The sequence below is a fragment of the Corynebacterium kalidii genome, assembly GCF_022869005.1.
Taxonomy (GTDB): domain Bacteria; phylum Actinomycetota; class Actinomycetes; order Mycobacteriales; family Mycobacteriaceae; genus Corynebacterium; species Corynebacterium kalidii.
In genome coordinates, this window is record NZ_JALIEA010000012.1 from 127,572 (window position 1) to 152,281 (window position 24,710).

Annotated in this window: 21 protein-coding genes; 17 read left to right on the plus strand and 4 right to left on the minus strand. The window is 70.2% G+C overall.

The window, feature by feature from the left end; genetic code table 11:
- Positions 1 to 64 precede the first annotated feature (64 nt).
- The 6 genes from rplU to MUN33_RS06410 all read left to right on the plus strand — a co-directional run bounded on the left by rplU (position 65) and on the right by MUN33_RS06410 (position 6,300).
- A complete protein-coding gene (rplU, locus tag MUN33_RS06385; protein WP_075815824.1) occupies positions 65 to 367 on the plus strand; it encodes a 50S ribosomal protein L21 in 303 nt (100 codons plus the stop codon).
- Between the two features lie 59 nt (positions 368 to 426).
- Entirely contained in the window at positions 427 to 693 is a 267-nt protein-coding gene (gene rpmA / locus MUN33_RS06390; protein ID WP_244804072.1) for a 50S ribosomal protein L27, read from the plus strand.
- 352 nt (positions 694 to 1,045) lie between these two features.
- Positions 1,046 to 2,560 (plus strand): GTPase ObgE, encoded by a 1,515-nt coding sequence (gene obgE / locus MUN33_RS06395; RefSeq protein ID WP_244804073.1) that lies wholly within the window; start codon positions 1,046 to 1,048, stop codon positions 2,558 to 2,560.
- A 107-nt stretch (positions 2,561 to 2,667) separates the two neighbouring features.
- Positions 2,668 to 3,984, plus strand: a complete 1,317-nt coding sequence (gene proB / locus MUN33_RS06400; protein ID WP_244804074.1) for a glutamate 5-kinase — start codon at positions 2,668 to 2,670, stop codon at positions 3,982 to 3,984.
- Positions 3,985 to 4,055: 71 nt separating this feature from the next.
- The gene (locus MUN33_RS06405) at positions 4,056 to 5,387 is read left to right on the plus strand and encodes a glutamate-5-semialdehyde dehydrogenase (RefSeq protein WP_244804075.1); all 1,332 of its coding nucleotides are present in this window, start codon (positions 4,056 to 4,058) and stop codon (positions 5,385 to 5,387) included.
- Positions 5,388 to 5,442: 55 nt separating this feature from the next.
- Entirely contained in the window at positions 5,443 to 6,300 is an 858-nt protein-coding gene (locus MUN33_RS06410; protein WP_244804076.1) for an alpha/beta hydrolase family protein, read from the plus strand.
- On the opposite strand, the gene MUN33_RS06415 is transcribed toward MUN33_RS06410, so the two are convergent.
- Positions 6,290 to 7,228 carry a YwiC-like family protein gene (locus MUN33_RS06415; protein WP_244804077.1) on the minus strand — a complete coding sequence of 313 codons (939 nt, stop codon included), beginning with the start codon at positions 7,226 to 7,228 and terminating at the stop codon, positions 6,290 to 6,292. The two genes, MUN33_RS06410 and MUN33_RS06415, sit on opposite strands and share 11 nt — an antisense overlap.
- 146 nt (positions 7,229 to 7,374) lie before the next feature.
- Here MUN33_RS06415 and nadD point away from each other — a divergent pair, with 146 nt between their 5' ends.
- From nadD to MUN33_RS06460, 9 genes are all read left to right on the plus strand, one after another.
- On the plus strand, positions 7,375 to 8,130 hold the full coding sequence (gene nadD / locus MUN33_RS06420) for a nicotinate-nucleotide adenylyltransferase (RefSeq protein ID WP_244804423.1): 756 nt from the start codon (positions 7,375 to 7,377) through the stop codon (positions 8,128 to 8,130).
- A 115-nt stretch (positions 8,131 to 8,245) separates the two neighbouring features.
- Positions 8,246 to 8,740 (plus strand): ribosome silencing factor, encoded by a 495-nt coding sequence (rsfS, locus tag MUN33_RS06425; RefSeq protein WP_244804078.1) that lies wholly within the window; start codon positions 8,246 to 8,248, stop codon positions 8,738 to 8,740.
- A gap of 105 nt (positions 8,741 to 8,845) precedes the next feature.
- Complete coding sequence (locus MUN33_RS06430) at positions 8,846 to 9,565, plus strand: histidine phosphatase family protein (RefSeq protein ID WP_369414940.1); 720 nt, start codon at positions 8,846 to 8,848, stop codon at positions 9,563 to 9,565.
- Entirely contained in the window at positions 9,562 to 10,800 is a 1,239-nt protein-coding gene (locus MUN33_RS06435; RefSeq protein WP_244804080.1) for a DegV family protein, read from the plus strand. Before MUN33_RS06430 ends, MUN33_RS06435 begins: the two co-directional genes overlap by 4 nt.
- 139 nt (positions 10,801 to 10,939) lie before the next feature.
- On the plus strand, positions 10,940 to 11,851 hold the full coding sequence (locus MUN33_RS06440) for a ComEA family DNA-binding protein (protein WP_244804081.1): 912 nt from the start codon (positions 10,940 to 10,942) through the stop codon (positions 11,849 to 11,851).
- Between the two features lie 145 nt (positions 11,852 to 11,996).
- Entirely contained in the window at positions 11,997 to 14,057 is a 2,061-nt protein-coding gene (locus MUN33_RS06445; RefSeq protein ID WP_244804082.1) for a ComEC/Rec2 family competence protein, read from the plus strand.
- 49 nt (positions 14,058 to 14,106) lie between these two features.
- Positions 14,107 to 14,682, plus strand: coding sequence for an AAA family ATPase (locus MUN33_RS06450; RefSeq protein ID WP_244804083.1), 576 nt, complete (start codon positions 14,107 to 14,109; stop codon positions 14,680 to 14,682).
- Between the two features lie 10 nt (positions 14,683 to 14,692).
- Positions 14,693 to 15,673 (plus strand): DNA polymerase III subunit delta, encoded by a 981-nt coding sequence (holA, locus tag MUN33_RS06455; RefSeq protein WP_244804084.1) that lies wholly within the window; start codon positions 14,693 to 14,695, stop codon positions 15,671 to 15,673.
- Positions 15,674 to 15,895: 222 nt separating this feature from the next.
- Complete coding sequence (locus MUN33_RS06460; protein WP_244804085.1) at positions 15,896 to 17,716, plus strand: NAD(P)/FAD-dependent oxidoreductase; 1,821 nt, start codon at positions 15,896 to 15,898, stop codon at positions 17,714 to 17,716.
- 10 nt (positions 17,717 to 17,726) lie between these two features.
- On the opposite strand, the gene MUN33_RS06465 is transcribed toward MUN33_RS06460, so the two are convergent.
- The 3 genes from MUN33_RS06465 to MUN33_RS06475 are packed head-to-tail and all read right to left on the minus strand — an operon-like array spanning position 17,727 to position 21,725.
- Positions 17,727 to 18,731 (minus strand): alpha/beta hydrolase family protein, encoded by a 1,005-nt coding sequence (locus tag MUN33_RS06465; protein WP_244804086.1) that lies wholly within the window; start codon positions 18,729 to 18,731, stop codon positions 17,727 to 17,729.
- 28 nt (positions 18,732 to 18,759) lie between these two features.
- A complete protein-coding gene (locus tag MUN33_RS06470; RefSeq protein ID WP_244804087.1) occupies positions 18,760 to 20,034 on the minus strand; it encodes a M20 family metallo-hydrolase in 1,275 nt (424 codons plus the stop codon).
- The gene (locus MUN33_RS06475) at positions 20,034 to 21,725 is read right to left on the minus strand and encodes an amidohydrolase (protein WP_244804088.1); all 1,692 of its coding nucleotides are present in this window, start codon (positions 21,723 to 21,725) and stop codon (positions 20,034 to 20,036) included. Before MUN33_RS06475 ends, MUN33_RS06470 begins: the two co-directional genes overlap by 1 nt.
- 155 nt (positions 21,726 to 21,880) lie before the next feature.
- Between MUN33_RS06475 and MUN33_RS06480 the strand changes: the two genes are divergently transcribed.
- Together MUN33_RS06480 and MUN33_RS06485 are read left to right on the plus strand one after the other, a co-directional pair.
- A complete protein-coding gene (locus tag MUN33_RS06480) occupies positions 21,881 to 23,044 on the plus strand; it encodes an RsbRD N-terminal domain-containing protein (RefSeq protein WP_244804089.1) in 1,164 nt (387 codons plus the stop codon).
- A gap of 159 nt (positions 23,045 to 23,203) precedes the next feature.
- A complete protein-coding gene (locus MUN33_RS06485; protein ID WP_244804090.1) occupies positions 23,204 to 24,607 on the plus strand; it encodes an MFS transporter in 1,404 nt (467 codons plus the stop codon).
- Positions 24,608 to 24,710: the final 103 nt, after the last annotated feature.

Genomic DNA, 24,710 nt, shown 5'->3' on the forward strand with positions numbered 1-24,710 from the left:
TCGTCGGGGCGGACGGTGGAGGGGCGGCCTGAGCCGAGTAGAGAAACAAAGGGGTAGCCCTTCCATGTACGCGATCGTCAAGACCGGCGGAAAGCAGTACAAGGTTGCCGAAGGTGACCTCGTCAAGGTCGAGAAGATCGAGGGAGAGCCGGGTTCGTCCGTGGCTCTCACCCCGGTTCTCCTCGTCGATGGCGCTGACGTCACTTCCGGTGACAAGCTCGCCGACAAGACCGTTGCAGCCGAGATCGTCGACCAGACCAAGGGTAAGAAGATCAACGGCATGCACTACCGGAACAAGACCGGTTACAAGCGTCGTTACGGTCACCGTCAGCAGCTGACCGTCCTCAAGGTCACCGGCATCAAGTAAACCCAGCGACCGCTGCGTCCTGCGCAGCGGTACCAGCTTTTCCGAGGAGGGAAAAGACCATGGCACACAAGAAGGGTGCTTCCAGCTCCAGCAACGGTCGCGATTCCGAGTCCAAGCGCCTCGGCGTGAAGCGTTTCGGTGGTCAGCAGGTCAAGGCCGGCGAGATCCTGATCCGTCAGCGCGGTACCTCGTTCCACCCCGGTGAGAACGTCGGACGCGGCGGCGACGACACCCTGTTCGCCCTGAAGGCCGGCGCCGTGCAGTTCAGCACCCGCCGTAACCGTCGTCTGGTGAACATCGTCGAGAACGAGACGGTCGAGGCGTAGTCCTCCCGCACCGTCACCGGCAGTGCCGAGAGCGCTACCGGTGTTCTTCTCCGAGACCGCCCCGGAACGTCTCCGACGTCCCGGGGTTTTCCCATGCCCGGCATGCCTGGCCGGACCTGCCTCCCCGACCTGTCTCCCCGCCCTGTGGGGAAGGGTCTGGCGCCGGGACCGCCGGGCCCCTGTTTCGCGGCACGGGCACAGACTTTTCCCGGTGACGGACACCGTCCCGTGCCCGTCCCAACCCTCTACCGCCGGCCCGCATCGCTGGGGCCGGCGTCCGCCCAGGGTGGTAGTATCATCGAGATTCCTGACCCACCCCCGTACAACCGCCTGAACTGGAGGGCGTCCAATCATGTCACGCTTCGTGGACCGAGTCGTCCTGCACCTGCAGGCCGGCGACGGCGGCAACGGCTGTGCCTCAGTACACCGTGAGAAATTCGTGCCGCTCGGGGGACCCGACGGCGGCAACGGCGGGCACGGCGGCGACGTCGTCCTGGAGGTCGACCCGCAGGTGCACACCCTGCTCGACTTCCACTTCCACCCGCACATCAAGGCTGAACGTGGTGCGAACGGCGCCGGCGACCACCGGCACGGCGCACGGGGCAAGGACCTCGTGGTCCAGGTACCTGCCGGCACCGTGGTGCTCGACGCCAAGGGGGAGGTGCTCGCCGACCTGACCACCAAGGGCCAGCGCTTCATCGCCGCTGCCGGTGGACACGGTGGGCTCGGCAACGCCTCGCTGGTGTCCAAGGCCAGGAAGGCCCCCGGTTTCGCCCTGCTCGGTGAGCCGGGCGAGGCCGGGGACGTCACCCTGGAACTGAAGTCGATGGCGGACGTGGGCCTGGTGGGCTTCCCGTCGGCCGGTAAGTCCTCCCTGGTCAGCGTGTTGAGTGCGGCGAAGCCGAAGATCGCCGACTACCCGTTCACCACGCTGCAGCCGAACCTGGGGGTGGTGAACGTCGCCCATGACGTGTTCACCATCGCCGACGTCCCCGGTCTGATCCCCGGGGCCAGTGAGGGCAAGGGTCTGGGGCTGGACTTCCTGCGCCACATCGAGCGCACGGCCGTGCTGGTGCACGTGGTCGACTGCGCCTCCCTGGAGTCAGACCGCAACCCGGTCGACGACATCCGCGCCCTGGAGCGCGAGCTCAAGGACTACGAGTCCGAGCTCTCCGCGGACGCCGGCCTCGGTGACCTCAGTGACCGCCCGCGTGTGGTCGTCCTGAACAAGATCGACGTGCCCGACGCCCGCGAGATGGCCGAGCTGATGCGCCCCGAGCTCGAGGAGGAGTTCGGCTGGCCGATCTTCGAGATCTCCACGGCGAGCCACGAGGGCCTCGACGCGCTGAAGTACGCGCTGATGGACATCGTCCGTGAGCACCGGCGCCAGCACCCGGTCGAGGAGGTCGCCCCGCAGGTGATCACCCCGAAGCACCTCCGGGGCAAGGGTCGCGGCCGCCTCGCCGAGTTCGAGGTCACCAAGGACCCGGAGTTCGAGGACGCCTACATCGTCAGCGGCGCGAAGCTGGAGCGGTGGATCATCCAGACCGACTTCGAGAACGACGAGGCCGTGGGCTACCTCGCCGACCGTCTGGCCAAGGCGGGTGTCGAGGAGGCGCTGTACAAGGCGGGCGCCGTCGCCGGCGACGAGGTCACCATCGGTGAGATCACCTTCGAATGGGAGCCGCAGACCGCCGCCGGCGTGGACCTGCTGCCGTCCGGACGTGGCACTGACCGTCGTCTGGACCGGACGGGACGGTCGACCTCCGAGGAGCGTAAGCGCGCCTCCCAGGCACGCCGTGGTCTCATCGACGAGTACGACTTCGGCGACGGCGAGCAGCCGGACCGCGAGCGCTGGCAGGGCTGACGGCCGGGCGCCCGCCACACGCCCGGCCCGGCGCTGTAGCCACGTCCCGCCCAGGCTGCCGGGGCAGATGGCCGTCTCGTGGCGAGGACCGGTGTCACTGGGCCATAATGAATGACATGTCTGACACTCCTGATGCCTCCGACATGTCCGCTGAGCCGACGGTATTCGAGTACCCGGCGTCCCTGGAATTCGGGACGGACGCTGTGCATCAGCCCGGCCCCGTCATCCCCGCCACCTCCAAGGAGTTCCCGGACCCGGAGGTCACCGAGGACTCGCCGGCCTACGGTCACCAGTCCGACGTCCGGCACACGATCCGGGGGGCCAAGCGTGTCGTGGTCAAGATCGGCTCGTCCAGTCTGACCGACGAGACCGGGCGGGTGAGCCCGGACCGGATCGACGTCATCGCCGACGCCCTCGAGGCGCGGATGGACCGCGACACCGACGTGATCGTCGTGTCTTCCGGCGCCGTCGCCTGCGGGATGGGGCCGCTGGGTCTGGCGCAGAAGCCCACGGACCTGGCCACCAAGCAGGCCGCCGCGGCCGCGGGCCAGGTGCTGCTGGCGCAGGAGTGGGCCCGCAGCTTCGCCCGCTACGGCCGGTCGATCGGCCAGGTGCTGCTGACCGCCTCCGACGCCGCCCGGCGTGACCGCGCGCGTAACGCCCAGCGCACCATCGACCGGCTCCGGCAGCTCAAGGCCGTGCCGATCGTCAACGAGAACGACACGGTGGCGACCTCCGAGATGCGCTTCGGCGACAACGACCGCCTGGCCTCGCTGGTGTCCCACCTGACCTACGCCGACGCCCTCGTCCTGCTCTCAGACGTGGCCGGGCTCTACGACCGCAACCCCGCCGAGCCCGGGGCCCGGTTCATCGCCGAGGTCAAGGGCAGCAAGGATCTGCGTGGTGTCGTCGCCGGCGACGGTGGACGGTTGGGGACCGGTGGCATGGCGGCGAAGGTGTCCGCTGCGCGGCTTGCCTCCCGTGCGGGCATTCCGGTGCTGCTGACCTCCACGGAGAACATCGGCGCCGCGCTCGACCAGGCGAGGGTCGGGACGTGCTTCTGGCCGCGTGAGGACCGCCTGTCCGCCTGGAAGTTCTGGGTCCTCTACGCCGCGGACTCCGCAGGCACCGTGCACCTCGACGCCGGTGCGGCCGCGGCGATGGAGCGGCACAACTCCCTGCTGGCGGTGGGCGTGGTGCAGGTGGACGGTGCGTTCACCTCCGGCGAGGTGCTGGACATCGTCGGCCCCGACGGGGACCTCATCGGCCGTGGCGAGGTCAACTACGACTCGGCGACCCTGGAGGGCATGGTCGGTAAGTCCACCGCGGACCTCCCGGATTTCGCCCAGCGTCCGGTGATCCACGCCGACTACATGGCCACCTACTCCAACCGGCAGTCGCGCGTGTACGGCGCGACCAGCTGATCGACCTCGACAGCAAGATTGTTGAACAATCATGCTGATTTTTGGGCGACGGTCACGTAACCTGGGGTGCCATGACCGACGTGAACACCGCCAAGAACTCGTCCGCCACCTCCACCGGCACCGCCGGCCTGACCCCCGTCCGTGCCGCGGAGCGTGAGGAGGTCCTCGCCAAGGCGCAGAAGGCCCGCGAGGTCTCCCAGCGCCCCGCCCTGTCCACCACCCAGAAGAACGACCTGCTCACCGCCGCGGCAGACCGGCTCGTCGCCGAGACCGCCTCGATCCTGGAGGCCAACGAGCGCGACATCGCCGCCGGCCGGGAGCGGGGGATGTCGGAGGCGCTCATCGACAGGCTGAGCCTCGACGCCGCCCGGGTCGAGGGGATCGCCGGAGGCCTGCGCCAGGTCGCCGACCTCGCCGACCCGGTGGGGGACGTGGTGCGCGGCTCCCGTCGCCCCAACGGCCTGGAGATGCGTCAGGTCCGGGTTCCCCTGGGCGTGATGGGCATGGTCTACGAGGCCCGGCCGAACGTCACCGTGGACGCCTTCGGGCTCGCCGTGAAGTCCGGCAACGTGCCGCTGCTCCGCGGTTCGAAGTCGGCCCAGCACTCCAACGCCCGCCTGGTGGAGATCCTGCAGGACGTCTGCGAGGAGCACGGCCTGCCCCGGGAGACCGTCCAGCTGCTGCCCTGTGAGACCCACGACTCGGTGCAGGACCTGATCACCGCCCGCGGCCTGGTCGACATCGTGATCCCCCGCGGCGGCGCCGGCCTGATCAACGCCGTGGTCACCGGCGCCACCGTGCCCGCGATCGAGACCGGTACCGGGAACTGCCACTTCTACGTGGACGGCTCGGCCGACGTGGACGAGGCCATCGAGCTGGTCATCAACGGCAAGACCCGGCGGTGCTCGGTGTGCAACGCCACCGAGGTCGTCCTGCTGGACGCGGCGCTGCCCGACGAGGACAAGAAGCGCGTCCTCACCGCACTGCAGGACGCCGGGGTCACCGTCCACGGAGAGGCCGACGAGCTCTCCGCCCTCGGCGTCGGCGGCGTGGTCCAGGCGGAGCAGAAGGACTGGGAGGAGGAGTACGGCTCCTTCGACATCGCCGCGGCCGTGGTCGACGGGGTCGAAGCCGCGGTGGAGCACATCACCCGGTACACCACGGGCCACACTGAGGCCATCAGCGCCCGGGACTACGCGGCCACGAAGTACTTCGAGCAGAACGTGGACGCCGCCGCGGTGATGATCAACACCTCCACGGCGTGGACCGACGGCGAGATGTACGGCTTCGGCGCCGAGATCGGTATCTCGACGCAGAAGCTGCACGCCCGCGGCCCCATGGGGCTGCCGGAGCTGACGAGCACCAAGTGGATCGTCAACGGGCAGGGCCAGGTCCGCCCGTGATCTGAGGGCCCTCCACCTGCCGGGGGTGCGAGGCTGTGGTTGTACTCTGTGTTCCATGAGGAAATCCCATGGTCCCGGTCTCGCCGTCACCCTCGGCCTCACCGCAGTCACCGCAATTGCCTCACCCACCGCCGTCGCCGGCACCACACCCGGTACGGCGTCGGCGGGCACGGCAGACACCTGCCCCTCCGTCGTCGCCCTCGTCGCCCGCGGCAGCGAGGAGAACGACGTCTACGCCCCGAGCCCGGCCAACGGCCACTCCAACGGGTACGAAGGCGAGACCCTCCATCGGTTCCTGACCTACGCCACCGCCGTCCACCCGGACCTCTTCGGCTCCGACGAGCCGACGGGGCAGGGTCCGGAAGAAGGCCTAGGGGAGCGCGCGGTGCTGGCGCTCGACGCCGACCACTACCCGGCACGCTTCCCCGTCGGCGAGCCGGGGGAGGTCCCCGACCCCGCCACGCTGGCCGGTGGTGTCGGAATGTTCATCGACTCGATGGCCCAGGGCCTGCCCGGCGGGGTACGGATGGTCGAGCAGTACGAGAGCTCGACCGGATGCCGGCCGGACTACGTGGGGCTGGGGTACTCGCAGGGTGTCGCGGCGCTGGCGCCGGTGCAGCACAGGCTCGCCTCCGAGGGGCGGCTGCGCGGGGCGGTGTACCTCGGCAACCCCTTCCACCGCGTCCCGGATCTCATCGGCGGCGGGGCGATGTCGACGGTCCCCGTCCACAGTTACTGCGTCGACGACGACTTCGTCTGTGACCCCGGCCCCCGCTCCGCACTGCTGGCCGTGCAGGACGACGAGGGTGCCGGGGCACACGACAGCTATTTCGCCGGTGCGGCGACCGACCCGTCGACGGCGGGCGTGCAGGAGCGGGCCGCCGCCGACGTCTTCGCCGGGCTTATCCGATGAACAGGATCAGCGGCCCGTCGTAGAACAGGGCGGCCATGATGCCGGCGACCGCCACGCCGGCGTGCAGGGGGATCTCGCGGATCCCGACCTTCTTCGGGGGCCACGGGGTGCCGGCGGCGGCGGAGGCCGGCACGGCGCGTGAACGCCACAGGGCGGCGACGAACACGACCACCGCCACGGCCCAGGCAGCCCAGTGCACGTAGCGCACCGCCACGGTGGCCACCACCAGGACCACCGCGGCCAGGTGGAAGATCTGCGAACCCAGCAGCCAGGCCCGGTCACCCTTCTGCCGGATCATCGTCTTGACGTAGAGGACCGTGCCGACGGTGTAGAGCAGGAGCCAGAGGAAGCTGACCCACACCGCCGGCGGCAGGGCGTCGACGACCGCCGCGGTGAACAGGTTCGACGTCCAGGTCACCCCGCCGCTGACCGGCAGGCTGGCGCCCAGCCCGATCGTCGCCGCGACCGGGACGACGAACGCCGACGCCGCCGTTGTGGCGACGCCGGACGCCAGGGACCGGGGCGTCCCCCGCCACGTCTCGTAGACGGCGACGCCGACCAGCGGCAGGAACACGAAGGACCACCACAACAGGTGCGGCTGCAGGACGAGCGCGAGAGCGGCCGCGACGCCGGCGACGGCGCCGTAGACCGCCGTGGGCGCCACCGCCCGTCGGCGCATGGTCGCGTTACGGGCACGCATCAGGATCCCGCCGGCGAAGAACGCCAGGTAGCCGACCACCCAGGCCACGGTGACCGCCAGGAACGCCAGCACCATGCCGGCGGTGCCGTGGAGTCCGTCCCCGCGGTCGACGGGCGACACCGAGTCCCAGATCTTCAGGCACCAGAACAGCCCGACGAGGGGTGGGATCGTGACCATCGGCCACGCGCCGTGTTGGTTCGGTACCCACGGGTTCATTCTCATCGCCATAGCTGTACAGCGTATCGCGGGAAAGCCGGGCCGTGGTTCCTTTCGGTCGGCGGGTACCCGTAGCATGGACAACCGTGACCAAGAACCGCCGACCGGACCAGCGTGCCGCACGATTCCCGGACAAGCCGCCGGAGCGAATCGGCGTGATGGGCGGCACGTTCGACCCGATCCACAACGGCCACCTGGTCGCCGGCAGTGAGGTCGCCGACCGGTTCGGTCTGGACGTGGTGATCTACGTGCCCACGGGGCACCCCTGGCAGAAGCGGGACAAGGTGGTCACCGCCGCGGAGGACCGCTACCTGATGACGGTCATCGCCACCGCGGCCAACCCCCAGTTCCTGGTGTCGCGGGTGGACATCGACCGCCCCGGCGACACCTACACCGTCGACACGCTCAAGGACATCCAGAGCCGGTACCCGGAGGCGGAGCTCTACTTCATCACCGGTGCCGACGCGCTGGAACGCATCGTCACCTGGCGGCACTGGGAGGACGTGTTCAACCTCGCGCACTGCGTCGGGGTCACCCGGCCCGGCTACGACCTCGCCGACGCCGGGGAGGCGCTGCGCAGCCAGGTCGACTCGGACCGGTTGAGTCTGGTCAACATCCCGGCGATGGCGATCTCCTCGACCGACATCCGCGAACGCGCCGCCGACGGCCGGTCGGTCTGGTACCTGGTGCCCGACGGCGTCGTCCAGTACATCGCCAAGACCGCCCTGTACCGTCGGCGCAGCCGCGACAGCCACGGCGGGTTGCCGTGGGCGCTCAGCGATACCGGGGACGGGGTCGTCGACGGTGCGGACGTCCCGGGCGCGGATGTGGCGGGCTCGGACGTGGCGGCGGAGCCGGACGTGGACTGGAATCCGGACGGGGACGGCGACCGTTTCCCCGACGGGTGGTTCTGACACCCCGGTCCCGGTGTTCGGTTCTGGCGGGCAGATGCTGCGAATCGTCGTCCAGCTTGTAGAATCACTGGCGGAAAACATCTGCCCTCTACTCTCATGAAGGATCCGGCACCACGTGACCGCTAGTTCCGACGCCATCAACCACGCGGGCATCGCCGCCCGTGCCGCCGCCGAGCGCCTCGCAGAGGACATCGTCGTCCTCGACGTGACCTCCCGTATGCCGCTGGCGGACTGCTTCGTGCTGGCCACCGGCGACAATGAACGCATGGTCGACTCCATCGTCGATGAGGTCGAGGAGAAGCTCACCGAGGTCGGCGTGAAGCCCCACCTGCGCGAAGGCCACCGGGACAACCGGTGGGTCCTGCTGGACTACGGCACCATCGTCGTCCACGTCCAGCGCCGCGACGAGCGCGAGTACTACGCGCTGGACCGTCTCTACCGTGACTGCCCGACCGTGGAGGTCGAGGGTGTGGAGCAGGCCGACCGTGGCTACTGGGCCAGCGACGTCAGCACCGAGGACCTCAACACCGACGCCGACGCCCTCTTCGCTGCACAGAGCGCGGCCGACCTGCCGCTGGCGGGCCCGGCACCCGACGAAGACGAGCTCTAGGAGCTGGTGACGGTGCGCCCGGGAGAGTCCGGTTCTGCAGGCACGCCCGGTGGCACCGGCGGCACTGGCGGCACCGGTGTCGACGGTGTCGCCAGGGGCGGACGTCTGCCTGAACGCCGGCTGATCCTGATCCGGCACGGCCAGACCGAGTTCAACCTACGTGGACGGATGCAGGGACAGTTGGACACCCCGCTGACCGACGCCGGACGTGCCGAGGCGGAGGCCGCGGCCGCCGAGCTGGGCACCTGGCCGATCGGGACAGTGGTCAGTTCGGACCTGCAGCGTGCGCGCGACACCGCGTCACTGCTCGCCGAGGCCCTCGGCGTGGAGTACACCACCGACCCTCGCCTGCGGGAGACCGACCTGGGCGACTGGTCGGGCAAGGCCCACGAGGACGTCGACTCGGTGTTCCCCGGCCAGCGTTCCCACTGGCGGCTGAACCCCACCTGGGCCCCGCCGAACGGTGAGACCCGGCTGGAGGTCTCGGACCGCTCCGCCGCGCTCGTCGACGAGCTCATGGCCAGCGACGCCTGGGCCGGTGGTGCGGTGATGCTGGTCGCCCACGGCGGTACGATCTCGGCGCTGACCTCGCGTCTGCTGGGCATCCCGACCGAGCATTACCCGATGTTCGGCGGTCTGGGGAACGCCCGCTGGTCGCAGCTGGTGGCCCGGCCGACCGCCGACGGCGCCGGCGTCGGTGCCGACACCGACGCCGGGGTGTGGCGTGCGCCCCGCTGGTTCCTGGAAGGATGGAACGTCGGCGTCGCGGCCCCGGCGCCGGTGGCCGTGGCGAACGCGGATGAAGGTGAGGTGACCGGACGATGAGCGTCATGGTGGTCACCGATTCCTCGGCGTGCCTGCCCCCGGCCCTGGCCGCGGAGTACGGCATCACCGTCCTGGACTTCCACGCCGAAGGCGAGGGCGACGACGAGACCACGGCGGGGCTCGGGGCCCTCGAACTCACCGCCTGCTACGCCCGTCTGCTCGAGCGTGGCGGCGACGACGGTGTCGTCGCGCTGCACATCTCCAAGGAACTCTCGGGCACCTGGTCGTCGGCCTCGCAGGCCGCGGCGGTACTCGACGGGCGGGTGGAGGTCATCGACACGATGTCCGGTGGCATGGTCATCGGCCAGGCGGCCATCGCCGCGGCACGGTGCGCGGGCGACGGCGGTTCGCTCGACGAGTGCCGCGGTGCGGCCCAGCACGCCATCGACACCGGGCACCTGTGGCTGTTCGTCAACCGGCTGGACACCCTGGCCCGTGGTGGCCGGCTGACGGCCGGACAGCGGCTGTTGTCGACCGCGCTGGCGATCAAGCCGATCATGCACCTGGCGGGCGGACGCCTCGAACTCGCGGCGAAGACCCGGACCAGGTCGAAGGCGATGGAACGCATGGTGACCCTGGCGGCCAACGCCTATCGTGAAGCCGCTGAGGCCCTGCTGCCCCCGTCCGAGGACGACGGGGACGGCCAGGACAGCGGTACGAGCGGGACGGGCGAGGAGCGCGAGAACCGCGATGTCCGTGACGACCACGACGACCGCGAGGACCACGATGTCCGCGACGATGCCGAGGCGGAGTCGGGGCCGGGAGAGCCGGCGGAGCCGTCGACCCCCGGGGAAACCACCGAGGGCACGGAGGAAGACACCCGGGAGTCAGACGACGAGCACGAACCGGAGGGGTCCGGCGACCGGCCACGGATCTTCAGTTTCGGCGGTCGTGACAAGTCGGAGAAGACCGACAGGGCAGACAAGCACGACAAACACGAGAAGCACGACAAGAACGACAAACACGAGAAGAACGACAAGGCCGATAAGCCGGAGCATGAGCGGCTGCGGTTGCGTCGGCGTGGGGTCGACCAGGTCCCGTTGCACGAGCTGCCACGGGTGCCGATGCACCTGGCGGTGCACCACAGGGAGGTCGAGGACGTGGCCGAGGAGCTGCGTGCGCACCTGCGGGAACAGCTGCCGGAGTGTGTGGTGATCTCGGTGGTGGACATCGGCCACTCCATGGCGGTGCACACCGGCCCCGGGGCGCTCGCGGTGTCGCTCGTCGAGGACTGAGCAGGGTCTGAGCAGGGTCTGCCTCGGGATGACCGTCCGGGCGGGTTTTCTCCACAGGGGGGCGGTTGTCCACAGTGTCCTGCGGCGACCACGGTCGGCGGCCGTCACTGTGTCCGGGCATGTACTTACATGGTGACCCATGGGCGGAGACGCGGAAGACAGGACACCGGCACAGCGCCGGGGTAGCGGTATGCGACGGGCGGTGGCCGACAGGGTCGAGGCACTGACCCAGCCGGTACCGGGCCACGAGCTGGCCGATGTCCGCTTCGAGCGTCGGACCGTGATCGGTCCCCGGTCCGCCCGGATCATGACGGCGACGGTCGCGGCCCTGGTGGTCGCGGTGGGAGGGGTGATGCTGTTCAACGAGAATGGCGGTGACGGCGGCGACGGCAACGGGGATGTCGTGGCGGGACTGTCACCGACGGTGTCAGGGGCTCCGGAGGTGTCGGGGGACGCCGGCGTGGAGCTGGCGGGGGACACCGGGGACACCGGAGACACGGGAGACTCCGGAGACCCTGGGGAATCCGGGACGACAGGCCGGGACGACGACGCCACGGACGGGGGTCCTGTGGTGGTGTCGGTGCAGGGGCTGGTGCACCGTCCCGGCCTGGTCACCGTCGAGGCGGGGACGCGGGCAGGCGAGGTGATCGACCGCTCCGGTGGGGTCCGGGGCGACGGTCGTGTGGAGGGGGTCAACCTCGCCGAGCCCGTGGTCGACGGGATGCAGATCGTGGTGGATCCGGAGGGCTCGCGGGTGCTGTACCCCGGGCAGCCGGCTGAACCACGGCCTGCACAGACAGGACAGACAGGGCACCCAGGGCAGGGCAGTGACGCCGGAGCGCCCGCCGACAACGCGTCCGGCACGGTGAACATCAACACCGCGGACGCAGCGACGTTGACGTCCCTGTCCGGGGTGGGGCCGGCGACGGCGGCGTCGATCATCGACTGGCGGGAGAACCACGGCGGGTTCGTCGCCGTGGAACAGCTCATGGAGGTCAAGGGGATCGGCCCGGCGAAATTCGGGGAACTACGGGACCGTGTCACCGTCTGAGGCATCCCCCGGGCCAGTCCCCGGGCCAGTCCCCGGGCCAGTCCCCGGGTCAGTCCCCGCTGCACCGTCCGGGGTCTCCGCCGGGGTGCCCGGGCGGCCCAACCCCGATCTCACGCCGTCGCCCGGGACGGGGACACCGTGGACGGTGGCCGACCGCGACCCGGGGAGTCCCGAGGTGGTGCGGCGCCGCCGGGGCCCGGACCTGCGACTGGCGCCGGTGGCCGTGGTGGTGTGGCTGGCGGTGACAGGCACGGTGTTCCTGCGCACACCCTGGATCGCCGCGGTGGTGCTGGGGATCGCCGTCGTCGCCGGGGCGGTGCTGGTGTCCCTCGGACCGGTGCGGGCAGGCAGGACGGTGGCGGAGGGGAGCCGCCGGGTCGCCGTCCGGACCTGCGCCCTCGTCGCGATGGTGGCCGCCGCGTGGTCGGGTAGGGCGGCGTGGCTGGTGTCGCGGGTGGACCGGCATCCGCTGCGTGACGGCACGACCCGCCTGGCGGAGACCGTCGACCTCGCGACCGCGCCGAAGCAGCTCGCCGGTGGGACCGTCCTGCTCTCGGTGGACGTCGAGGACCTGGGGACCGTGCCGCTCTTCGTCGACGCACGCACCACGCATCCCGGCATGCTGGCGTGGCAACCGGGGACACCGCTGGCGGTGGAGGCGACCGCCGCGGAGACCGACCGGCTGGCCATGGCGCCGGTCCGCCTGTCCGCGGTGTCGGCGCCGGAGCCCGTCGCACCACCCGACGGTCTGGCCGGAGTCACCGCGCACCTGCGCGCCGGGCTGCGGGACGCTGCCCAGGACCTGCCGGCCGGCACCGGCGATCTGGTGCCGGGCATGGTCGTCGGCGACGTCAGCATGCAGGACCCGTTGGTCCGGGACCAGTTCCTGGCCACGGGTCTGACCCATCTGACGGCGGTCAGCGGGGCGAATCTGGCGATCGTGACCGGCAGCGTGCTGGTGCTCGTCACGGCGTGGGGATGGCCGCTGTGGTCCAGGTACCTCGCCGCGTTCCTGTGCCTGGTCGCCTTCGTGCTGCTCGTCGGCCCGGAGCCCAGCGTGCTGCGGGCCGCGGTGATGGGGACGGTGGGCCTGGTGGCGGCGTTGTCGGCACGCCGGGCCCACGGGTACGCCGCTCTGTCTGCGGCGGTCATCGTGCTCCTGGGTGTCGACCCGGGGTTGGCCGTGGAGTACGCCTTCATCCTGTCGGTGGTGGCGACGGCGGGGATCGTGGCGCTCGCACCGCTGGTCACCCGCCGGATCCTGCAGTCCTGGACCGACCGCAGGACGGCCCGGTGCGGTCGTCACCGTCCGCCGGCGCGGTGGCAGGCGATGCTCGTGGGCCTGGTGGCGGTGAGTCTGGCCGCCGACGTCGTGACCGCACCGGTGATCGTGCAGATGACCGGGGTGGTCTCGCCGACGGCGGTGCTGGCGAATGTGCTGGTGGGGGTGGCGGTCCCGCCGGTGACGGTGGTCGGGATGCTCGGGGCGCTCGTCGCCGGGCTGCACACCGGGGTGGCGACGCTGGTGCTGTGGCCGGCGGCGCTGCCGGCGTGGTGGATCCTCAGCGTCGCCGCCGTCCTGTCGCGGGTCCCGGTGCTGCACACCCCGGGTGGTGCGGTCGCCGCAGCGGTGGTCGTCCTCGTCGCCACGGCCGTGGTGCTGGCGGTGGTGTCGCCGCGGTGTCGGAGGTGGGCGTTGGCGGGCCTGCTCGTCGCCGGGGCCTGGACGGCGGTGGGGGTGCAGCGTGGCGTGCTGGTGACCGGGCCCTACGCATTGGCCACCGACCAGGGTGCAGTCCTGGTGCGGGAGTGGGCCGACGCCCTCGGCGAGGTGGAGTGGTTCCTCGGTGTGCGGCAGTCGGGGACGGACGGGCCGGAGATCTTCGCACCCGACGGTGCCGGCGTGCCGGCGGTCGAGGTCGTGGTGCTGCCCGACGAGGCGGCGGTGCTGCTGCACGAGTACCGGGTCAACGCCACCCGCACCACCGACGGCGGTAGCAGTGCCGACGGTGCGGACGGTGCGGACGGTGCCCTGCAGCGTCCCGTCCTGTACGTGGTGACGGCCTGCGGGCAGAGCCGGGGGATGCCGAGCCGGACGCCCGCCGGTGTACCGGTGGCGTTCCCCGCACGCGACGGCACCGTGGTGCTCGGGCCCGGCGGGTTGTTCGCCGACGGGGACACCGGGGTGGATGTCCGGTGCGGGTAGGCTTCTTCGGCACGGCACACGCAGGTGCCACAGGGAAGGACGGGACACCATGTTCACCGCGTACGACCCCATCGTCGGGGTACCGCAACGGATCGCCGTCGCCGGGGTGAGCGGGACCGGCAAGACGACGCTGTGCCGTCGGCTCGCCGCGACCATCGGCTATCCGTGGGTGGAGTTGGACAGTCTCTACCACGGTCCGGGGTGGACCCCGCGCGAGGAGTTCCTCGACGACGTCCGGGACGTCATCGCCGGGCCGCGCTGGGCGATCGAGCTGCAGTACCGCCAGGCGCGTCCCCTGATCGTCTCCCGCGCGGACACGCTGCTCTGGCTCGATTACCCGGTGCCGCTGCAGATGGCACGGCTGGTCCGTCGGACGGTGGGGCGGCGGCTGTCTGGCAGGGAACTGTGGAACGGCAACCGGGAGGCCCCGTTGCACACCGTCCTCACGGACCCGGACCATATCCTGCGCTGGGGGTGGACGACGAGGAACAAGCTGAAGCCCGTCATTCCCACCCTCGAGAGCCGATTCCCGGGCCTCCATGTCGTCCGCTTCTCCCGTCCCGGTGAGACGGAACGCTGGCTCCGGGCACTGCAGCGGCACGTGGGTGTCCGGCCCGACCGATAGACTGGTCCCCATGGCATCAAGTTCCCGTCCACCGGCCCCGGTGAACCTCATCGTCGGCGCCGACAGCTTCCTGGCCGAACGGGCCCGGTACCGCATCGTCGCCGCGACCCGTGCCCACGCCGGGATCGCCGACCTGCCGGTCGACATGCGCAAGACCTCCGAGCTCAACGCCGGTGAACTCGCCGAGCTGCTCAGCCCGTCCCTGTTCGCCGAGGACCGCATCGTGGTGGTCACCGGTGTGGAGGAGGCGGCGAAGGAGTCCGTCGCCATGATCGAGATGGCGGTCGCCGACCCGGCCCCCGGGGTGGTGCTGATCCTGCAGCACACCGGCAAGGGCCGGCAGAAGTCCCTGGTCACCTCGTTGCCGAAGAAAGGACCGAAGGGCGCTGTCGAGGTACACTCGGCCGCCGAGCTCAAGGGCCGGGAACGGCAGAGCTTCGTCGAGCAGGAGTTCCGCGACCACAAGGTACGCGTGACCCCCGACGTCACCGCCGCGCTGTTGGACTCCGTGGGCACCGACCTGCGCGAATTGGCCAGTGCGATCAGCCAGCTCGTCGCCGACACCGACGGCAACGTCACCGTGGACACCGTGCACCGCTACTACCAGGGGTCCGCGGAGGTCTCCGGCTTCGACGTCGCCGACCTGGCCATCGCCGGGCGCGCGGACCAGGCGCTGGGGTCGGCACGCCGGGCACTCCAGTTGGGTGTGCACCCGGTGCTGCTGGCCTCGGCATTGTCCGGCATGATCGGTGACATCGCGCGGGTGCACGGGGCGCGGGTGAACCCCCGGCAACAGGCGGGGGAGTACGGGATGCCGCCATGGAAACTGGAGAAGACGGTCCGCTCGGCACGCGCCTGGAAGGCGTCGTCGGTGGCGGCGGCGGTGCAGATCGTCGCCGAGCTGGACGCCGGGGTCAAGGGCCACGCGGCGGACGCAGAGTGGGCCGTGGAGGACGCCGTCCGACGCATCGCGGCACTCGCCCGGGGGTGAGGACCCCACCCCCGGGGACGACGTCGCCGCGGGGGTGGCCATGGGCCTGACCGGGATTGTTCCGGTGGGAAACTGTATGCCGGAACAGTGATGTTTTCAGCGAGGTCGTCAGGGGAGGGGGAGTCTCCTAGCGTTGGCGGGGGCGACCGGGTGTGACGCACGGCACATGCCGGTCGAGCATGTCCCCGCTCTCCAGTCCCGCGAACGAAAGGACACAGGTCCATGACCGCCGCCACGACCGACACCACCCTGCACCAGCAGGTCACCGACTGGCTCACCACCTTCGCCGACGCGCTCAACACCACCGACCCGGACGCCGCAGCCGCCGCCGTCACCGACCTGTTCGAACCCGACGGGTTCTGGCGCGACCTCGTGGTGTTCACCTGGAACCTGCACACCGCCGAAGGCGTCGACGAGATCGCCGACCTGGTCCGGGAGAACAACGACCGCCTCGGCGCCACCGACCTGGAGGTCGAGGACGCCACCGACGAGGGCGACGGCGTCACCCGGGGAACCGTCACCTTCACCACCCCGGTGTTCAAGGCACGTGCCATCGTCCGCCTGCGGGACGGGAAGATCTGGACGCTGCTGACCTCCGCCCGCGAACTCGTCGCCCGCCCCGAGCCCAAGGGCCGCAACCGTCCCAAAGGGGTCACGCACGGTCCTGCCGCCGAGAAACTCAACTGGGCCGACGAACGAGCCCGTCGGCGGGAACGGCTCGGCTACCAGGACCAGCCCTACGTCCTGATCGTCGGCGGGGGACAGGGCGGCATCGCGCTCGCCGCCCGCCTGAAGCACCAGGGGGTACCCACCCTCGTCGTGGAGAAGTCCGAACGCCCCGGCGACCAGTGGCGCGGGCGCTACCACTCCCTCTGCCTGCACGACCCGGTCTGGTACGACCACCTGCCCTACCTCCCGTTCCCCGCGACCTGGCCGGTGTTCACCCCCAAAGACAAGATGGGCGACTGGCTGGAGCACTACACCGGCATCATGGACCTGGACTACTGGACGAACACCACCTGTGAACGGGCGTCCTACGACGAGGACTCCGGCACCTGGGAGGTCGTCGTCTCCCGCGACGGCGAACAGGTCGTCCTCAACCCCACCCAGCTGGTGTTGGCCACCGGCATGTCGGGTGTGCCGAACAAGCCGTCCTTCCCCGGCGAGGAGGACTTCCGCGGCGAGATCAGGCACTCGTCCGAACACCCCGGTGGCGAGGTCGACAAGGGGCGCCGCGTCGTGGTGCTCGGGGCGAACAACTCCGCCCACGACATCTGCAAGGACCTGCACGACAACGGGGCGCACCCGGTCATGATCCAGCGCTCATCGACACATATCGTCAACTCCGACGCTTTCATCAGGCACGTCACCTCGCCGCTGTTCTCCGAGGAAGCCGTCGAGTCCGGGATCGACACCGACACCGCCGACATGCTTTTCGCCTCCTGGCCCTACAAACTGCTGCCCGCAGGACAGAAGCAGGCCTTCGACAAGGTACGTGAGGAGGACGCCGAGTTCTACGCCGGCCTGGAGGCGGCCGGGTTCATGCTCGACTTCGGTGAAGACGAGTCCGGACTATTCCTGAAGTACCTGCGGCGCGGCTCGGGCTACTACATCAACGTCGGTGCCTCCGAACTCGTCGCCGACGGCACGATCGAACTGCACAGCGGCGTCGGCATCGACCACTACACCGCCGACGGTGTGGTGCTCACCGACGGCACCGAGTTACAGGCCGACGTCGTCGTCCTGGCCACCGGCTACGGGTCGATGAACGGGTGGGCGGAGATGCTGATCAGCCCGGAGGTCGCCGACAAGGTCGGCAAATGCTGGGGCCTGGGCTCCGACACCGCCAAGGACCCCGGCCCGTGGGAGGGCGAACTGCGCAACATGTGGAAACCGACCCAGCAGGACAACCTGTGGTTCATGGGTGGCAACCTGCACCAGGGCCGGCACTACTCGCGCTACCTGGCGCTGCAGCTCGCCGCCCGCCACGAAGGACTGGACACCCCGGTGTACCGGCTGGCACCGGTGCACCACACCTCCTGACGCCCCCTTATCAGGAGCGCCCCTGGAACAGGCCGCCGTCGAGCTCATCCGTCGGCACGGTGGCGGTCCGGTGGATGATCGACAGCAGACGGTCGTAGTAGGACGACGACGACTTCAGGAACGACACATGGTCCGCGCCGGGCAGCAGGACGAGCTCGGCCGTGCCCCCGGCCTCCCCGGCAGCCCGGACGTAGTGCTCCGAGTTCTCCTTCGGGACCAGGGAATCCTCCGTGCCGTGGACGGCGACCACCGGGACGTCCCGGTTGATGTTGCGGATCGGGTCGATGCTGTCGTACGCCCTCGGCAGCTCCTCCGGAGGGGCCTCCATCGCCTCGACGATGTTGTCGTCGCCGTTCTCCGCCGCCCAGACCAGGTCGAGCGGACCGGCGAGTGAGACCACCCGGGTCGGCGAGAAGCGCGGGTGGGCACCCACCTGGTCGTCGTCCAGCATGCCGCGGGAGGCGACCCACGCCGCGAGCTGCCCACCGGCGCTGTGCCCCACGACCGTCGCGTCGTCGACGGCGATCCCCGGCCGGTGCTCCTCGATGGTGGGGATGTGGTCGAGGGCGTCGGCGACGTCGGTGAAGGTCGTCGGCCACCCGCCGCCCTCCTCGACCCCGCGGTACTCCACGTTCAGGACCGTCAGCCCACGCGCGGCCAGGTCGGAGGCGATGTGGCGGGACCCGTGGGCCCCGCCGTTCCAGCCGCTGCCCTGCAGGTAGACCACCAGCGGCACCGGCGCGTCCCGACGGTGGTTCTCCGGGAGGTAGAGGTCCGCCCAGTTCTCCGCGGGGTCCGGGGACCCGTCCCGCACCGGGTAGACGATCCGCTCGACGAAGCCGTCGGAGACCTCGTCCTCCGGCACGCCGGTGACCACGGTGAGACCGTCGGCCTCGGTGGTGTCCGTGGCGGGCGGGGAGCCCGCGGACCCGTGCCCGTCACCGCAGGCGGAGAGCACCGCGGCGCCGAGCAGTGCCGTGGCCAGCACCGCGGCGGTTCTGGACAGCGGTGCCACCGGTGCCTCCTCCTGTCACGGACGTCGGTCAATCACCACCGGATTCTACCGTTTCCGACAACCGCCGGACGACCTCGGTGAGGACCTCGACACCGGTCAGCATGTCCCCGTCACGGGTGAGCTCCGCCTCGTTGTGCGAGATTCCACCGACGCTGGGGACGAAGAGCATCACCGTCGGCACCGTGTACTTCATGTTCGTCGAGTCGTGGCCGGCGACGGTGTAGACCTCCCGGTGGCTGACACCCAGGTCCCGGGCGACGCCGGCGGCCAGGGCGACGCCCTTGGACGGGTACGGATTCAACGCCCACTGGTGCGTCAACTCCCGCTCGACCCGGACACGGGCCTCGTCCTCCGCCGACGCGACCACCTCGGCCACCCGGGCTTCCGCCCACTCCAGGATGTCCGGGTCAGGTGAGCGCAGGTCGATGTTCATCGTCACCTCGCGGGCGATGGTGACCGGGGAGTTGGGTTCGACGGTCATCCGGGACACCGACGCCTGCAGTGCACCGGCGGCGACCTCCTCGGTCATCCGGCGCACCGCGGAGATCACCAGTGAGGCACCGAAGAGTGCGTCGCGGCGGTCGGCCATCAGCGTGGAACCGGTGTGGCCCTGGTCGCCGTGCACGGTGACCCGGAACTTCCTCGCCCCCCAGGTCGCCGACACCAGCCCGATGTCGGTCCCGGTGTCCTCCAGGACCCGTCCCTGCTCGACATGGATCTCGGCGTACGCCGCGACCTGAGGGGGAGGGCACACCGGCGTCCAGCCGGCCTCCGACAGGGCGTCCGCCACGCTGACGCCCGCACCGTCGGTGGCGGCCAAGGCGTCCGCCAGCGCCAAGGTCCCGGTGTACACGGCGCTGCCCATCATCGACGGGGAGAACCGCGAGCCCTCCTCGTTGAACCAGTTGACCACCGCCAGGTTGACACCGGTGGCACCGGTCTCACCAGTGGCACGTCGCTCGTCGGCCAGGGCCGACACTGCGTGGAGGCCGGCCAGGACCCCGTACGAACCGTCGAACCGTCCGGCCAACGGCTGGGAGTCCATGTGGGAGCCGACGAGGACGTACGGTGCGCCAGGAGTGAGCTCGAAGAGCCCGAACTGGTTACCGATGTCGTCGAACTGCACCCGCCCGCCGCGCCGGGTGACCTGACCGCTGAACCACGAGCGGACGGCCCGGTCCTCCGGTGTCGCCGCCTGCCGGTCGACGCCGCCACCGGAGGTGGCACCGAAGGTGGACATGGTGGCGAAGTTCTCCAGGAACCCGGTCGTGGCCAGGGCCGAGGTGGACTTCCGTGTACTCATCAGTGCGTCTCCTCCTGCGTGGTGGGTCGTGCGGTCCAGTGGTCGTCGCCGAAGGCCGTCGTGCCGCCCACCACGGTGGCCAGGACGGGGATGTCCGCGATCTGCGACGGGTCGATGCCCGGGTCGGTCGGGTCCTGCCCGAGGACGACCAGGTCGGCGAACTGGCCGGGGATGATCTGCCCCTTGCGTCCGGCCCACCCGGTGGCCCGTGCCGACCCCACGGTGTAGGCCCGTATCGCCTGCGCGGCGGTGATCCGGTCGGCGGGTCCGTAGTCCCGGCCGGTCTCGGTCCGGCGTTCGACGAAGGCCTGGATGACCGACAGCGGGGCACCTCCGGCCACCGGACGGTCCGAACTCCCCGGCAGGACGACACCGGCGTCGAGAACCCGCTGCGCGGGGTACGACAGCGCACTGCGTGTGGGGCCGAGCTTGTCGGCCATCGCGTCGCCGAACTCGGCGATGAACCGGGGCTGGGGGACGAGGACGGCGTCGACGGCGGCAATGGCCGCCAACTGGTCGTCGCGAACCACGCCGCCGTGCTCGATGCGGTGCGGGAGGACAGGTGGGCCGAAACGACGCCGTGCCTCGGCGAGGACGTCGACGGCGTAGTCCACCGCAGCGTCCCCGATCGCGTGCATGGCCAGCGACCACCCGCCGGCGGCGGCGCGGAGGGCATGGTCGCGCATCACCCCGGGGTCGCCCTGGAAGTACCCGCGGTGGTGTGTGCAGTGGTGGTAGTCCTCGGACATTGCGGCGGTGGAGCCGATCAGCGAGCCGTCGGTGAAGATCTTCGCCGGACCGATCTGCAGCCACTCGTCACCGACGCCCGTGCGTACCCCCGCCGACAACGAACGGACCACGGGGTCCTCCGGGGAACCGGCGACCTCGTGCAGCGCGTCTATGGTGACCATGGTCTGCATCCGGGTGCTCAGCAGCCCCCTGTCGAATGCGGTCTGGTACGCGCCGAACTCGCGGGGGCTGTGCCCGATCCAGCCGCCGGCTATCCCGGCGTCGGTCACGGAGGTCAGACCCTCCGACACGTAGCGGGAGGTGGCGAGGTCGAGGGCGCGGGTGATGAGTCCCTCGGACTCGGGCTGCAGCAGGTCCTGCACCGGACGCATGGCGTTCTCGTCCAACAGGCCGGTGGGCCGGCCACGGTCGTCGACCCGGATCTCGCCGCCATCCGGCTGGTCGGGGTCCGACAGGGCGATCCCGGCACGGCGCAGGGTCTCGGTGTTCACGGTGAGCGCATGACCGGAGTTGTGCTTGATCACCAGCGGCCGCCCGCCGCCGACGTCGTCGAGGACATCGATGCGTAACGGGCCGTCCTCCAGCGCCAACGGGTGGAAGTTCGAGGCGACGACCCACGTGCCGTCGGCCGGGTCGTCCGACGCCTCCGCCTGCTGCCGGATGGTCCGGTAGACCTCGGCGGTGGTCGCGCAGGAGCCCAGGTCGATCTCCATCAGGGTCTGCCCGAACCACACACTGTGGGCATGGACGTCGTTGAATCCGGGGAGGACGGTCGCTCCGCCGGCGTCGATCACGTGGACCGGGCTGGCGAACGCGTCGAGATCTTCGTCGAGGGCGAGGAACGTGCCGTTCCACATGCCCACGCGGCTGGCGTAGGGACGGGCGGGGTCGCCGGTGACGACGGTGGCGTTCTCGATGACGGTGTCGGGGCGCAGTGGCATGGGGGTCGGTCACCTCACGGCTTCTGGTGGCGGTAGGGCCACCGGCGGGTAGTTTGTGTGGTCCACAGCACCCTACGTCCGGGTGTGGACCGGACGGGGCGAACCAGGGCTGTCCCTGTGATTCTGTCGGTGATCCACGGCGTAGGGTTGTGCACATGCACTCCGACCTCCCAGACGGGACGACAACCGCCGCCGACGATCACCTGTGGCTTCGCCTGGTGGACAAGCTGGAGGACGAGGTGCCCCTGCTCGTCGAGGAGTTCCTGTCGGAACTCTCCTCGTCCGGGCTCTACTCCGGGGACCTGGTGAGCCGGGAGGATCTCGCGGACTCGGCGGCGGAGACCTTCGTCTTCCTCATCGACCGGCTCCGGTCACCATCGGACGCCCCCGACCGGCACCTGATCGCGCGCCGTCTCGGACGTCTGCGCGCCCGGCAGGGGGTCGCGATGCAGGACCTGGTGGACGCGGTGCAGCTGGACTTCCCGGTGCTGTGGCGCAGAATCCGCCTGCACGCGGGGGAGGAGCACACCGGTGTGCTCATCGACCACGTCGAGCGGGTGCATGTCGTCGTCGACCGGTACTCGTTCTCGGTCCGCGAGGAGTTCATCAGGGAGACCGCCAGGATCGCCCAGAACGTCAGCCTCGCCAACCAGCGGCACCTGGCCCGCCTCTTCGCCGAGGGGACCGTGCACAGCGACATGCTCGGGGACATCGCCACCGGTCTCGGGGTCCACGCAGACGCCGGCTTCGAGCTGGCGGTGATCCCTCCCGAGCACGTCGCGGCCGTCCGCCGGTCCATCGCCGACGAACTCGCCGACGGCACCCTGTTCGGCCACGAACTCGGGCCGACGCTGGTGGTGCTGCGACCACCGGACAAAGCCCGGCCGCTGGACGAGATGATCGGTGACTGCGCCGGTGTGCTGTTCAGCGACGTGCCCGGTCTGGCGGGGGTCCGGGTGACGGCACGCGGTGCAGTGGAGATGCTGCGGTCACACCCCGAACTGACCCGTCTGCACCCGTACGGGGAGCTGCTTCCCGGCGCCGTGTTGCGCCATATCCGTGCCCGGCTGGTCCCCGGGTTCCTGCAGGACGAAGGGGCGGCGATCGAGGCACTGGTCCGCGACGAGTCGGACCACCTGGTGCCGACCGTGAGGACGTACCTGCGCACCGGAACGGTGAAGGGCACGGCATCGGCGATGTACTGCCACCGCAACACCGTGGTCAACCGGTTGAACAGTTTCGCGACGGCGACCGGGTTGGATGTCACCCGCCCCGGGCACGCGGGTATCGTGCAGCTGCTGCTCCCGCCGGCGCCGTGACCGTGCCGGGAGACCGGCTGGATCGGCGTCATGGTTGGTCACATGCACAATGCTGGCCGGGTGCCGTGCATCGCTTTGCCACCGTTGTGTGACGGGACTCACTGAGTCCGGCGGGTGCTGTTTAGGCTCGCACCCGTCCCCTAGAAAGAGGAGAGTTCTGTGGCCACTGCCGACAGCCCCGGGCCCGCCGGGCCCATCACCGCCCCCGCGCACGTCCCCGACCCCGACGGCGCCGGTGGGTCAGCCGGTGCCGTGGAGGTCAGCGCGAAAGACGTCTCGCGTATCGCCCGTGCAGCCTTCGTCGGTACGGCGTTGGAATGGTACGACTACTTCCTTTTCGGTACCGCAGCGGCACTGGTGTTCAACCACCTGTTCTTCACCGACCTCAACGCGCTCGCGGCGACGATGGCCTCCTTCGCCACCTTCGGCGTGGGGTTCGTCGCCCGGCCGATCGGTGCATTCCTCTTCGGTCTGCTCGGGGACCGGGTGGGGAGGCGTCCCACGCTGATCATCAGCATCGTCGCCATCGGGACCGCGACCGGTGTGATCGGGCTGTTGCCCACCTTCGGCGACATTGGGATCGCCGCCCCGGTCCTTCTCGCGCTGTTGCGGCTCCTGCAGGGAGTCGCCGTCGGCGGCGAGTGGGGCGGGGCGACCACGATCGCCATCGAGCACGCACCGCCGGAGAAGCGCGGACGCTACGCGGCCATGGTGCAGCTCGGTTCCCCGGTCGGCACCCTGCTGTCCTCCGCGGCGTTCACCCTCGTACTGCTGCTCCCGTCAGACTCCGTCGACGCCTGGGGGTGGCGACTGCCCTTCCTGGCGGCCTTCCCGCTGCTCGGTGTCGCCCTGCTGATCCGCCTCCAGGTGGAGGAGTCACCGGTGTTCGCCCAGCTCATGGAAGATATGGAGGGTGAGGACCAGCCCAAGACGTCGGCATTCGAGGTCTTCCGTTCCGGGTGGCGCCAGCTGTGCGTCGCGGTCTGCGTCGCACTCCTCGGCGTCGGCGGTTTCTACGTGATGAACACCTTCGTCGTCAGCTACGCGACCGGAACCCTCGGCGTGGAGCGGCAGCCGGTGGTCAATGCGACGTTGGTCGCCGCCGTCGTGCAGATCGTCGTCGTCCTGATCTTCGGACGCGTCGCCGAGAAGTTCGGCCCGGGCACGGTCGTCGCGTTCGGCGGTGTCGTCACGGCAGTGGCCGCGTGGCCGCTGTTCATGCTGATCGACACCGGCAGTATTCTCGCGATCACCGTCGCGATCTCCCTGGGGATCGGTGTCCTGACCATCTCCTACTCCGTCACCGGAGCGCTGCTCAGCGAGCTCTTCCCTGCTCATCTGCGGTACACCGGGGTATCGCTGGGATACAACCTCGCCGGGGCCATCACCGGCTTCCTGCCGTTCATCGCCACGGCATTGATGGGATTGCAGGATGAACCGTCGTCGACGCCGGCGATCGTCATCCTCGCAGTCGTGTCGCTGATCACCGCGGCCGGTGGGTTCATCGGCGAACGGTGGAGGGTCACCGACGACCTCGTGGTGACCTCTCGCGGCGAGCACTAGTCCGGCGTAGCCCGACCTGCAGGGTGTGATACTCGCTGACGAGCCTACTTGGTGTGTGGTGAATCACTGGCGCCCGCCGTTCTGCGCAGTCTAGGGTTGTCCC

Coding starts and splice junctions, on each gene's coding strand:
- proB (WP_244804074.1), top strand. CDS start 2,668: ATGAATGACATGTCTGACACTCCTGATGCCTCCGACATGTCCGCTGAG.
- rpmA (WP_244804072.1), top strand. CDS start 427: ATGGCACACAAGAAGGGTGCTTCCAGCTCCAGCAACGGTCGCGATTCC.
- MUN33_RS06450 (WP_244804083.1), top strand. CDS start 14,107: ATGTTCACCGCGTACGACCCCATCGTCGGGGTACCGCAACGGATCGCC.
- nadD (WP_244804423.1), top strand. CDS start 7,375: ATGGGCGGCACGTTCGACCCGATCCACAACGGCCACCTGGTCGCCGGC.
- MUN33_RS06470 (WP_244804087.1), bottom strand. CDS start 20,034: ATGAGTACACGGAAGTCCACCTCGGCCCTGGCCACGACCGGGTTCCTG.
- MUN33_RS06410 (WP_244804076.1), top strand. CDS start 5,443: ATGAGGAAATCCCATGGTCCCGGTCTCGCCGTCACCCTCGGCCTCACC.
- MUN33_RS06405 (WP_244804075.1), top strand. CDS start 4,056: ATGACCGACGTGAACACCGCCAAGAACTCGTCCGCCACCTCCACCGGC.
- MUN33_RS06435 (WP_244804080.1), top strand. CDS start 9,562: ATGAGCGTCATGGTGGTCACCGATTCCTCGGCGTGCCTGCCCCCGGCC.
- obgE (WP_244804073.1), top strand. CDS start 1,046: ATGTCACGCTTCGTGGACCGAGTCGTCCTGCACCTGCAGGCCGGCGAC.
- MUN33_RS06460 (WP_244804085.1), top strand. CDS start 15,896: ATGACCGCCGCCACGACCGACACCACCCTGCACCAGCAGGTCACCGAC.
- MUN33_RS06440 (WP_244804081.1), top strand. CDS start 10,940: ATGGGCGGAGACGCGGAAGACAGGACACCGGCACAGCGCCGGGGTAGC.
- holA (WP_244804084.1), top strand. CDS start 14,693: ATGGCATCAAGTTCCCGTCCACCGGCCCCGGTGAACCTCATCGTCGGC.
- MUN33_RS06475 (WP_244804088.1), bottom strand. CDS start 21,725: ATGCCACTGCGCCCCGACACCGTCATCGAGAACGCCACCGTCGTCACC.
- MUN33_RS06415 (WP_244804077.1), bottom strand. CDS start 7,228: ATGGCGATGAGAATGAACCCGTGGGTACCGAACCAACACGGCGCGTGG.
- MUN33_RS06480 (WP_244804089.1), top strand. CDS start 21,881: ATGCACTCCGACCTCCCAGACGGGACGACAACCGCCGCCGACGATCAC.
- rplU (WP_075815824.1), top strand. CDS start 65: ATGTACGCGATCGTCAAGACCGGCGGAAAGCAGTACAAGGTTGCCGAA.